This window comes from Streptomyces sp. NPDC057743 (assembly GCF_042798755.1).
Classification (GTDB): Bacteria; Actinomycetota; Actinomycetes; order Streptomycetales; family Streptomycetaceae; genus Streptomyces.
Genome location: NZ_JBHVJX010000036.1, coordinates 71,207 through 82,124 on the forward strand (window position 1 = coordinate 71,207; position 10,918 = coordinate 82,124).

General features: G+C 68.7%; 11 protein-coding genes, 1 rRNA gene and 1 riboswitch. Of the genes, 1 reads left to right on the forward strand and 11 read right to left on the reverse strand.

Going from position 1 to position 10,918, the window contains the following annotated elements; genetic code table 11:
* Positions 1-57 precede the first annotated feature (57 nt).
* A riboswitch (glycine riboswitch) is annotated at positions 58-154 on the reverse strand.
* Positions 155-268: 114 nt separating this feature from the next.
* Positions 269-649, forward strand: coding sequence for a PRC-barrel domain-containing protein (locus tag ACFVFQ_RS31255; RefSeq protein WP_383422493.1), 381 nt, complete (start codon positions 269-271; stop codon positions 647-649).
* Here the strand turns inward: ACFVFQ_RS31255 and ACFVFQ_RS31260 are convergent.
* From ACFVFQ_RS31260 to rrf, 11 genes are all read right to left on the reverse strand, one after another.
* A complete protein-coding gene (locus ACFVFQ_RS31260; protein WP_383422495.1) occupies positions 562-2,004 on the reverse strand; it encodes a DNA polymerase IV in 1,443 nt (480 codons plus the stop codon). The genes ACFVFQ_RS31255 and ACFVFQ_RS31260 overlap by 88 nt on opposite strands.
* Positions 2,005-2,071: 67 nt before the next feature.
* The gene (locus ACFVFQ_RS31265) at positions 2,072-2,677 is read right to left on the reverse strand and encodes a MerR family transcriptional regulator (RefSeq protein ID WP_383422497.1); all 606 of its coding nucleotides are present in this window, start codon (positions 2,675-2,677) and stop codon (positions 2,072-2,074) included.
* 185 nt (positions 2,678-2,862) lie between these two features.
* Positions 2,863-3,333: a bifunctional nuclease family protein gene (locus ACFVFQ_RS31270; RefSeq protein WP_016571419.1), complete on the reverse strand. Its 471-nt coding sequence runs from the start codon at positions 3,331-3,333 to the stop codon at positions 2,863-2,865.
* A 53-nt stretch (positions 3,334-3,386) separates the two neighbouring features.
* Positions 3,387-4,133 (reverse strand): MerR family transcriptional regulator, encoded by a 747-nt coding sequence (locus tag ACFVFQ_RS31275; protein ID WP_383422499.1) that lies wholly within the window; start codon positions 4,131-4,133, stop codon positions 3,387-3,389.
* A 16-nt stretch (positions 4,134-4,149) separates the two neighbouring features.
* Entirely contained in the window at positions 4,150-4,995 is an 846-nt protein-coding gene (locus tag ACFVFQ_RS31280) for an FHA domain-containing protein (RefSeq protein ID WP_383422517.1), read from the reverse strand.
* Between the two features lie 118 nt (positions 4,996-5,113).
* A complete protein-coding gene (locus tag ACFVFQ_RS31285) occupies positions 5,114-6,112 on the reverse strand; it encodes a DUF881 domain-containing protein (RefSeq protein ID WP_383422501.1) in 999 nt (332 codons plus the stop codon).
* A gap of 5 nt (positions 6,113-6,117) precedes the next feature.
* Entirely contained in the window at positions 6,118-6,450 is a 333-nt protein-coding gene (locus ACFVFQ_RS31290; protein WP_274917344.1) for a small basic family protein, read from the reverse strand.
* A complete protein-coding gene (locus tag ACFVFQ_RS31295) occupies positions 6,447-7,370 on the reverse strand; it encodes a DUF881 domain-containing protein (protein WP_383422503.1) in 924 nt (307 codons plus the stop codon). The genes ACFVFQ_RS31290 and ACFVFQ_RS31295 overlap by 4 nt, the downstream gene beginning before the upstream one ends.
* Before the next feature lie 86 nt (positions 7,371-7,456).
* Complete coding sequence (locus ACFVFQ_RS31300) at positions 7,457-9,952, reverse strand: sugar phosphate nucleotidyltransferase (protein ID WP_383422505.1); 2,496 nt, start codon at positions 9,950-9,952, stop codon at positions 7,457-7,459.
* A gap of 117 nt (positions 9,953-10,069) precedes the next feature.
* Positions 10,070-10,678 (reverse strand): CDP-alcohol phosphatidyltransferase family protein, encoded by a 609-nt coding sequence (locus tag ACFVFQ_RS31305; protein WP_383422507.1) that lies wholly within the window; start codon positions 10,676-10,678, stop codon positions 10,070-10,072.
* A gap of 146 nt (positions 10,679-10,824) precedes the next feature.
* A 5S ribosomal RNA gene (gene rrf / locus ACFVFQ_RS31310) occupies positions 10,825-10,918 on the reverse strand; the annotation flags it as partial.

The following is a 10,918-nucleotide window of genomic DNA, read 5'->3' on the forward strand; positions in this document are numbered from 1 at the left end:
TGAGGAGGGGTTCCGGCATGGTGCCTGTCCGTGGCCCGCCCTGCTTTCCAGAGTGACCTCGTCCATGCGGTACGTGTGCCTGAGAGATTCCGGGGAGGATTTGCTCCTTCGGCGCCCTGCCGCGAACGACAAAGGACTCTCCCGCATGGGGTCGACGGCCAATCGCCAGCCTACCAGCGCACTGCTGGAACGATCCTTCGAGTGGCCGAGGCATGGAATGTGCCGTTTCGTAGTTGTCACAAGGCAGTTGCGACCAATTGGAGGGACCGTGCAAACCGATATCGATCCCCGGAGCCTGATCGGCCGCAAAGCGTTCGACCGCAACGGCGCGAAGATAGGGACCGTCGACGAGGTCTACCTCGACGACGCGACGGGCGAACCGGAGTGGGCAGCCGTCCGCACCGGCCTGTTCAGTCGGGACGCGTTCGTCCCCCTGGAACCGAGCAAGATGGTCGGCGAAAGCCTGCACATCCCCTACGACCGCAAGCTGATCAAAGACGCCCCCGATTTCGGCGTCGGCCGGCACCTCTCCCCCGAGCAGGAACTCCAGCTCTACCACCACTACCGCCTGGATATCTCCTCGCCCGCGGACTCCGCCGCGTCCGCCGCTGACACGGACTTCGGCCGGATCGCCGGCGCGGAAGACTGATCCGGCCCGCCCACCAGCGGCAACGGTTCCCCCGGCCGCAACGCCGGATCATCGACGACAAAGGTCCGCACCCGCCCCGGTGCGGACCACGGCGTCTCGAACCGCACGGTCACCCTCCCCACCCCACTGCCCTGCACCCACCCGGCGCCGAACTCCTCGTGCACCACGTCCAGCCCCGGGAGCCAACGCCGCGGCAGCTCCGGGAGCGCCTCCGGCTCACCGGCCACTTCCCCTTCCGACTCCGCCGCCTCGACGGCCGCCTGCTCCTCCGCCTCCCGCTCCGTGGCGATCTGGGCGAACAGGTCCTCCTGCGTGAAGTCCGCCAACCCGCTCACCCCCACGCCCAGCAGCCGGACCCCGCCCGTGGTGTCCACCGTCTCCAACAGCCGCGCAGCGGCCTCCCGGACGACCGCCGGATCGTCGGTCGGCCCGCGCAGCGTCTCGGACCGGGTCAGCGTCGAGAAGTCGTAGTTCCGCACCTTGATCACCACCGTGCGTCCGGACCGACCGGCCTCCCGCAGCCGCGCCACACAACGGTCGGCCAGCCGCAACACCTCGGTCCGCACCCGCGTCCGGTCGGTCAGGTCGACCTCGAAGGTGTCCTCCACCGACACCGATTTCGCGTCCCGTTCGGCCACCACCGGCCGGTCGTCCTGCCCCAACGCCATCGCGTACAACCCGGTGCCATGCGCCTTGCCCAACAGCCGCACCAACTCCGCCTCACCGGCCTCGGCGGTCTCCGCGACGGTATGTATCCCGGCCCGCCGCAACGTCTCGGCCGTGGCCGGCCCGACCCCGGGCAGCGTCCGCACCGACATAGGCCCCAGCAACTCCCGCTCGGTGCCCGGCTCGATCACCACCAGGCCGTCCGGCTTCGCCGCCTCCGACGCGATCTTGGCGAGCATCTTGGCACCGGCCAGCCCCACCGAACCGGTCAACCCCGTGACCGCCCGGATATCGCGCCGCAGTTGCTCCCCCACCGCCCGCGCCGCCGCCGACTCCGCCGGCACCCCACCCGCCTCCAGATCGACGAACGCCTCGTCCAGGCTCAACGGCTCCACGAGCGGCGAGAGCGCCCGCAGCAGCTCCATGACCGATTCACTCACCTGGCGGTACAGACCGAACCGGGGGTTGAGATAAGCGGCGTTGGGGCACAACCGCCGCGCCTGCGCCGTCGGCATCGCCGACCGCACCCCGAAGACCCGCGCCTCGTACGAGGCCGTGGCGACCACCCCGCGCGGCCCGATCCCGCCGACGACCACGGGCTTTCCCCGCAGGCTCGGCTTGGCCGCCTGCTCGGCGGCCGCATAGAAGGCATCCATGTCCAGATGCAGGATCGTCGGCGCACGTCTCACACCACTGATGCTGCCGCACACCACTGACAATGGCCCCGACCCCGGGCCGAGAACCGTCCGCCGGCCCTCAGCCGGCCCGGTTGCGCCGCCGCGCCAACTCGTCGTGCGGGTTCTTCCCAATCAGCGTCTCGCCGGTGTCCACCCGCTCCCCGTGGAGCTGTGACAGCGCGCCTTCCACGTCCCGCCACACCACACCCACGGCGATCCCGAAGACGCCCTGGCCTCCCTGGAGCAGATCCACGACCTGGTCGGGCGAGGTGCACTCATAGACCGTCGCGCCATCGCTCATCAACGTCATCCGGGTCAGGTCCGCCAGCCCGCGCGCCCTCAAGTGCTGCACGGCGGCACGAATGTTCTGCAACGAGACCCCGGTGTCCAACAGCCGCTTGACGATCTTCAGGACGACGACGTCGCGGAAGCTGTAGAGCCGCTGGGTCCCGGACCCGAAAGCGGGCCGGATACTGGGCTCCACGAGCCCCGTCCGCGCCCAGTAGTCCAGCTGCCGGTAGGTGATGCCCGCCGCCGCGCACGCGGTCGGTCCGCGGTAGCCGATGTTCTCCGCCTCGCGGTCCCCCGACACCTCGGCGGCCTGCACCGGACCCCGGTTCGCCGCCGCGCCCGTGTGGAGCGGCAATGCCCCTTCCGCCGCCGTACCGTCGCCGGTGATTGCCACGCCGCCCTCCGTCCTCCACGTCCCGGACGGGACCTGCCATATCGACGGTATGCAGTCACCCGGGGTGCGTCAACGATCGCCGCGCTCGCCACGCCGAGTGATAATCACCCTACGAGTGGTTTCTCGTGACTTGTCACGGGGAATGAATGAAAGGTTGGCCAGAAACAGGCGGTTGGCCTGGCCGATCACTGGTTGGTGCCGAAGTCCTCGGGCGAAATCTGGTCGAGGAACTCGCGGAACTTCTCCACCTCGTCCTCCTGCTCGTCCGGGATGGCGATCCCCGCGTCGTCCAGCACACCGTCGGTACCGAAGATCGGCGTCCCGGTGCGCAGCGCCAGCGCTATCGCGTCCGACGGACGGGCACTGACCTCGACCCCACTGGCGAAGACCAGTTCGGCATAGAAGACCCCCTCGCGCAGATCCGTGATCCGGACCTGCGTCAGCTCCTGGCCCACGGCTTCGAGCACGTCCTTGAAGAGGTCATGCGTCAGCGGCCGGGCGGGCACCATGCCCTGCTGGGCGAACGCGATGGCGGTGGCCTCTCCCGGTCCGATCCAGATGGGCAGGTAGCGGTCACCTCCCACCTCCCGCAGCAGCACGATCGGTTGGCTGGAAGGCATCTCCACCCGGACACCCACGACGTCGAGCTCGTTCACACAGCAACCCTAGGCCGTGCCCGGCCGGTTTGGGTAGTCGGGCACTCGTTTGCTCACGGCAGACGAACCCGCAGCGCGCTCTGCAACAGCGCCGCGTGCAACCGCGCCGACAGCGTGGCCAGCTCGCGGACGGTGGCCTCGGCATGCGCCCGGGTCTGCGGATTCCGGTGCCGCCGAAGGGGTGCCACGACCTGCTCGACGAGCCCCGCCTCGCGCTCCGCGGCCGCCTTCACGGCACGCAGATGCCGCGGCTCCAGGCCGAATCGGCCAAGGTCCGCTACGAGTTTGGCGACCGTGACCGCCTCGATGTCGTAGCCCCCGTCCCCATGCGGGACGATGAGTCCGTACGACTCCCAGTCGGCGAGCGCCGCCTCGTCCACCTCGGCGGCGGCCAGCAGCTCGGCCCGGCCGATCCGGGCGGTCGTCGGGCGCTCCTCGTCCGGATCGGACACACCCTCGACCAAGTCGCGGGGCGCCGCCGGAGCGGGCAGCTGCACCTGCTCACCCCGCTCCAGGGCGTCCAGATGCTCCCTGATGACCTTCAGGGGGAGGTAGTGGTCCCGCTGCATCCGCAGCACGTTCGCCAAGCGCTCGACGTCCGCGGCCGTGAACTTGCGGTACCCAGAAGGCGTGCGCTGCGGCTCGACCAGCCCCTCGGCCTCCAGGAAACGGATCTTGGAGATGGTGACCTCGGGGAACTCCTCGCGCAGCACGTTGAGCACCGAGCCGATGCTCATCGGTGTGCGGTCCGAGGAGGCGGTGCCGGACGAACCGGCACCGCCTGTCGGTGATTGGCGCATATGCCTTCCCTGGCGGTCAGATACCGACGCCCCGCTGGCTCGCGTAGAAGACCAGGCGGTACTTGCCGATCTGCACCTCGTCGCCGTTGGCGAGGACCACGGAGTCGATCGGCTCGCGGTTGACGTAGGTGCCGTTGAGGCTGCCGACGTCGGTGACCGTGAAGCGGCCGTCCGATCCGCGGCGGAACTCCACGTGGCTACGGGAGACCGTCACGTCGTCGAGGAAGATGTCGCCCTGCGGGTGCCGGCCCGCGGTCGTCAGCTCGCCGTCCAGGAGGAAGCGGCTGCCCGCGTTCGGCCCACGGCGGACGATCAGCAGGGCCGAGCCCAACGGGAGGGCGTCGACGGCAGCCTGGGCCTCCGGGGAGAGCGCCGGCGACAGGTTCTGCCCGGTCGCCTCCGCGTCGTACGCCTCGATCCCGGAGATGGAGATCGTCGAGGTCGTCTCCGAGGCCCGGTCGGGCTGGGCGCCCGGGCGCAGCGGGGCACCACAGTTGGAACAGAACCGGCTCGCCTCGGCGTTCCGGTGCCCGCACCTCGTACAGACCAAGGCCGACCCTCCACCCGTGCGTGCGGCTGATGGTTCCTCGGAACCTATGCGGCCGGCACCGGAGGGGTCAACAGAACCCGCGCCGTGCCCCCCGGACGGACCGCCGACCTCATCACGGAACAGCGGACGGCTCTCCGGCGCGGCCCCTTCTTCCGAACGACGCGGAGCGCGGTGCCGCGCCGAACCGCCGTCGCCTTCCTGGCGCGCGCTCTTGCCGAACAGCTTTGCAAACAACTTCACGGGCGATTCCCCTTGTACGACACAGACCCGCCCGTGGGGCAGGACGAACCCTCGATGCACACACCGGCCGATCCGGACATCCTGTGAACGTCCGTGGCCTTCAGACAGTTTCCACCACACACCACACGCACGGTGCGTCGACCCCCCGCTGCCTCATGCCCTTGCCGGGCCATCACCATACGTGGACGCCTCACCGGGATGACGACCGAGCGTAGTCAGGCCGCTTCGCCTGTCGCAAGGCATCCACAACGATCTTCTCTTGCCGGGACACAGACACCTTGGCCTGCTCCTTTTCCAGCGTCTGGACCACTCCGCCGGGGATGTTGAGCGCCGGTTCGAGGTCCTCCGGCTTCCCGATGACCTTGAACTGGTACGGCGGCGTGACACGCTTGCCGTCGACGTCCACCCCGCCCCGGAGGTCCGAGAAGTAAGTGCTCGCGACGACGCGGACGTTGTTGACCTGGATGGCCTCGGCCCCGGCCGCCCGCAGCTCCTGGATGGTGTCCAGCAACTTGTCCGCCTCCACGGAGTGGTGCGGATCGTCGATGGTCAGGGTGATGCCGGGGCCCTGCGCCGCGACGGTCCCTGCCAGCACTCCCAGCTGCTGTTCCTTCTCCACGGTCTGCTTACGAGCCTCCTCGGCCTGGTCCGAGCTGTTCGCCAACTCGGTCTTCTGTCCCTCCAGGCGCCGCTGCTCCTCCGTCAACCGCTGGGAGCGATTGTCCAGTTCGTCCAGAATGCGCACCAGATCCTCCTGACGCGCACCCCGCAGCGCACTGCTGTCACTGGTGGAACGTACCTGAATCGCGAGGCCGAGGCCGAGAATGAACAGGAGCAACGCGACGATCAGTTGAGGCCGGCTCAGCCGCGGCGGCCACAGGCTGGCGACGAGCCGCTGCCGACCGGTCAGCGACGGCGGCGCCGCCTCCTCGTCCGCGGCCGCATCCGCACCGGCGGCGGCAGCCGGTTCGGCAGCCTCCTGCCCTGCGCTCCCCTGCTCCCGCGTCGCTTCCGGCCGTTCGGGCCGCTCCGCCGCCCCCTGGGGCTCGTGGGGCTTCTCCGGCGGCATCGGCCGCCGCTCCGCCGGCCGCTGCTCCTCATGCGCCTCGCGCGCCCGCTCGGGCTTCCGCTCCGGCCGCTCCTCCGGCCCGCGCTCCGGCTCCGACTCCGGCGTCTCGTCCGCTGGCATCGGCCTCACGCCTGGAACACGTGCCGACGGATCGCGGCAGCGTTGGAGAAGATGCGGATACCGAGCACCACCACGACGCCGGTGGAGAGTTGGGCGCCGACGCCCAACTTGTCCCCGAGGAAGACGATCAGGGCGGCCACCACCACGTTCGACAGGAAGGAGACCACGAAGACCTTGTCGTCGAAGATCCCGTCCAGCATCGCGCGCAGACCACCGAACACGGCGTCCAGCGCGGCCACGACAGCGATCGGCAAGTAGGGCTCGACCACCGTCGGCACCACGGGTCGGACGAAAATTCCGACCACGACTCCCACGATGAGGCCCAGTACGGCGATCACGATGTGCCCTTCCCTGTGTCGGCGCCGTCCGCCTTCGCGGCACCGGCCTTCGGCTTTGCGGTACGTACGGTCAAACTGGGCGCGGGCGGCAGTTTGACCTCGTTCTCCACGGAAATCTTGGTGCGCACGCCGTAGTTCTCCTGCAACACGTGCAGATACTGACCATCGGCGCTGTCCTGAAACGTGGTGCTCAGCCGCTGCCCGTCCCCCACCGCCAGCACCGTATAGGGCGGCACCAGCGGCTTGTTGTCGACCAGTATGGCGTCTCCCGCGGCCCTGACCGCCGAAAGCGACGTCAGCCGCTGCCCATTGACGGAGATGGCCTCCGCACCGGACTGCCACAGCCCGTTCACCACGCGTTGCATGTCCCGGTCGCGCACCCGCCCGGTGTCCGAGAAGTCACTGCTCTCCCGCGGGCCTCCGGCACCTGCCGCGGCCCCCTTGGCATCGTCCACCACCAGCTTCACGCCCGGCCCCGTGACCTGCGTCGAACCGGCCAGCAGCGACAGCAGTTCGGCCTTGCCGTCGCCGTGCTGCTTGAGCGCCTCGCGCTGCATCCGGTCCACCGCGTTCCGGGTCGTGTCCACCTTCTGCTGCTGGGCGTCGGCTTCCGTGGTGCCCTTCTGGATGCGGTGGATCAGCTCCTCGCGCTCCTTGGCCAGCGTCGGCGCCGAGACTCGCGCCTGCGCCGCCCCCACGGTCACCACCAGCGCCGCCAGCACCAGACCGGCCGCCAGCCCCAACTTCGCGCGCAGCGTGCGCGGTAGACCGCTGACGCCCTCGGCGGACTTCCGCGCGGCGGCCTCGGCGTACCCGTCGTCGAGGCTGTGGTCCATCACGTTGGTGAGCAGCGACATGGATGCATCGGGCCGCCCCGCCGAGGGGTGGGGGTTGCTCCGATCGGGGCGCTGCTGCGACATGCCGCACATCGTCGCACGTCGGCGGCGCGGTCTCCCAACGGCCCCACCGGCGTGCCGATCGGGCGGCACGCCGGTGGGTTCGGGGCTCAGCGTCCGGCGCTGTCCACTACGGCCGCCCACTCGTCAAGCAGTTGCTGGGCGGAGGCGTCATCCGGCCCTTCCGCCCAGAGATGGGTGACCGCCTCGGCCACGTCGGGCAACACCAGCACCCACCGCCCGTCGGCCTCCACGATCCGCACGCCGTCGGTGGTGTCCACGTCCCGGTCACCGGCCGCCTCCACGACGTGCCGCATCACCAGGCCCTTGACCGCCCACGGCGTCGCCAGGTCGCGCCGCTGGACGTGTGCCCGCGGAATCCGCGCATCGATCTGACTGAGTGTCAGCTGCGTGCGGGCCACCAGACCGATCAGCCGGACGAACGCGGCGGAGCCGTCGAAGACACTGCTGAACTCCGGGATGATGAAGCCGCCCTTGCCGTCCCCGCCGAACACCGTGCCGTCCGACCGTCCCACCCGCGTCAGGTCGTCCGGCGAGGTCGTCGTCCACTCGACCTGCGTCCCGTGGTACGCCGCCACCTGCTCCGCGATCCGCGTCGTGGTCACCGGCAGCGCCACCCGCCCACTGCGACGCTCGGCCGCGATCAGATCCAGCATCACCAGCAACGCCCGGTCGTCCTCGATGATCCGGCCGCGCTCGTCCACCAACGAGAGCCGCTCGCCAACGGGGTCGAAGCGCACGCCGAACGCGGCCCGCGCCGACGCCACGATCTCCCCCAGCCGCACCAGGCCGGAACGGCGGGCATCGGCGGTCTCGGTCGGCCTCGACTCGTCGAGGCCGGGGTTGATGGTCAACGAGTCGACACCGAGCCGCCCGAGCAGGCTCGGCAGCACCAGACCGGCGCTTCCGTTCGACGCGTCCACGACGACCTTCAACCCGGACTCGCTGATCCCCCGGGTGTCCACGGCCCGCAACAGTGCGCCCGTATAGGAGTCGAAGACGCTCGCCGGGAAACTGAGGTCACCGATCTCACCGGGGAACGCACGCCGGTATTCCTGCCGGGCGTAGACCCGGTCCAGCTTGCGCTGACCGCCCTGCGAGAGGTCCGCGCCCCGCTCGTCGAAGAACATGATGTCGACGGAGTCCGGCACACCGGGCGTGGTACGCACCATGATCCCGCCGGCACTGCCCCGCGCGGTCTGCTGACGAGCCACCGGCAGCGGCACGTTCTCCAAGTCCCTCACGTCGATGGCGCTCGCCTGCAACGCGGAGATCACCGCCCGCTTCAACGCCCGGGCGCCACGGGAGTGGTCACGCGCGGTGGTGACCGTCGACCCCTTCTTCAGTGTGGTGGCGTACGCGCCCGCGAGCCGCACCGCGAGCTCCGGGGTGATCTCGACGTTGAGGATTCCCGATACCCCGCGCGCCCCGAACAGATGGGCCTGGCCGCGGGATTCCCAGATCACCGAGGTGTTGACGAACGCACCGGCCTCGATCGTCTTGAACGGATAGACCCGCACATTGCCCTGGACGATCGACTCCTCACCGATCAGGCATTCGTCGCCGATGACCGCGCCGTCCTCGATCCGCGCGGCCCGCATGATGTCGGTGTTCTTGCCGATCACGCACCCGCGCAGATTGCTCTGCTGGCCGATGAAGACGTTGTCGTGCACCACCGCCTTGTGGAGGAAAGCGCCGCTTTTCACCACGACGTTGGAGCCCACGATGGTGTGCTCACGGATCTCCACGTCCGCCTCGACCTTGGCGTAGTCACCGATGTACAGCGGACCGCGCAGCACGGCGTCCGGATGCACATCGGCGCCCTCGGCCACCCACACGCCCGGCGAGATCTCGAAGCCGTCGATATCGACGTCGACCTTGCCCTCAAGCACGTCGGCCTGTGCCTTCACATAACTCTCGTGTGTGCCGACGTCCTCCCAATACCCCTCGGCCACATAGCCGAAGATGGGCTTGCCCTCCTTCATCAACTGCGGGAAGACATCCCCGGACCAGTCCACCGGAACGTCCGGCTCGACGTAGTCGAAGACCTCCGGCTCCATCACGTAGATACCGGTGTTGACGGTGTCGGAGAAGACCTGACCCCAGGTCGGCTTTTCCAGGAAACGCTCGACCCGGCCGCCCTCGTCGACGATGGTGATACCGAACTCCAGCGGATTGGGCACCCTCGTCAGGCACACGGTGACGAGGGCGCCCTTCTGCTTGTGGAAGCGGATGAGGTCGGTCAGGTCGAAGTCGGTGAGGGCGTCACCGGAGATGACGAGGAAGGCGTCGTCTCTGAGGGCCTCCTCGGCGTTCTTCACGCTGCCGGCGGTGCCGAGTGGCTTTTCCTCATTGGCATAGGTGAGTTCCATGCCGAGCTCTTCCCCGTCACCGAAGTAGTTCCGGACGAGCGAGGCCAGGAATTGCACAGTCACGACGGTCTCGGTGAGACCATGCCTTTTCAGCAGCCGCAGTACGTGCTCCATGATCGGCCTATTGGCCACGGGAAGCAGCGGCTTGGGCATGCTGGACGTCATGGGGCGAAGGCGTGTTCCTTCGCCGCCGGCCATCACAACGGCCTTCATGTCGGAAGCGTCCTCCTCGAAGAGACGACTGTCTTGCCGACTTCACTTGTCAAGAGCGCCCACTGTTTTCCGCGGCGCGGGCGCTGACACTTGGCACAATCTGCCGGTTCGGCGAGCTCAGTCGGCCGTGGCGTCCGCTCTGATGATCCGGCGGACCTGGACCACGTAGAGGATCCCTGCCCACCAGTACAGCGCCGTACCCCACCCAGCGAACGCCCATCCGAAAATAGCAGCGAGCGTGTGAAGCCAGCCAGATCCGTCACTGAGCAGCAGCAACGGGAACGCATACATCAAGTTGAACGTAGCCGCTTTGCCCAGGAAGTTCACCTGGGGAGGGCCGTAGCGATGGCGCCCGAGGATTCCGACCGCGATCAACAGCATCAGCTCGCGGGCCAGCAGTGCCGCGGTGAGCCAGATCGGAAGGATCTCCCGCCAGGTCAGGCCGACGAGGGTGGAGAGGATGTAGAGGCGGTCGGCAGCCGGGTCGAGGATCCGTCCCAGGCTGCTGATCTGGTTCCAGCGCCGGGCCAGCTTGCCGTCGAGGTAGTCGCTGACGCCGCTGAACGCGAGCACCAGCAGCGCCCAGCCATCAGCCTTCGGGCCGCCGAATTTCGGCCAGAGGATCAACCACAGGAACACGGGCACGCCGACCAGGCGCGCCATGCTCAGAATATTCGGGATGGTGAGGACACGATCTGTCTGGATCCGCGTCTCCTGGACCTCCACGCGGAAGCCTCCTGTGGGAAATATGCCGATGATGCCCCAAACATTACCTGGCCCACCGGCCCGGCCGTACCGCGGGGGCCCGTCACGGAACGCGAGAAAGCCCCGCCTGGAACCGAAGTTCCCGACGGGGCTTTCTCTGAAAAATAGTTCGGCGGCGTCCTACTCTCCCACAGGGTCCCCCCTGCAGTACCATCGGCGCTGAAAGGCTTAGCTTCCGGGTTCGAAATGTAACCGGGCGTT

Coding starts and splice junctions, on each gene's coding strand:
- ACFVFQ_RS31285 (WP_383422501.1), bottom strand. CDS start 6,112: ATGCCAGCGGACGAGACGCCGGAGTCGGAGCCGGAGCGCGGGCCGGAG.
- ACFVFQ_RS31300 (WP_383422505.1), bottom strand. CDS start 9,952: ATGAAGGCCGTTGTGATGGCCGGCGGCGAAGGAACACGCCTTCGCCCC.
- ACFVFQ_RS31295 (WP_383422503.1), bottom strand. CDS start 7,370: ATGTCGCAGCAGCGCCCCGATCGGAGCAACCCCCACCCCTCGGCGGGG.
- ACFVFQ_RS31275 (WP_383422499.1), bottom strand. CDS start 4,133: ATGCGCCAATCACCGACAGGCGGTGCCGGTTCGTCCGGCACCGCCTCC.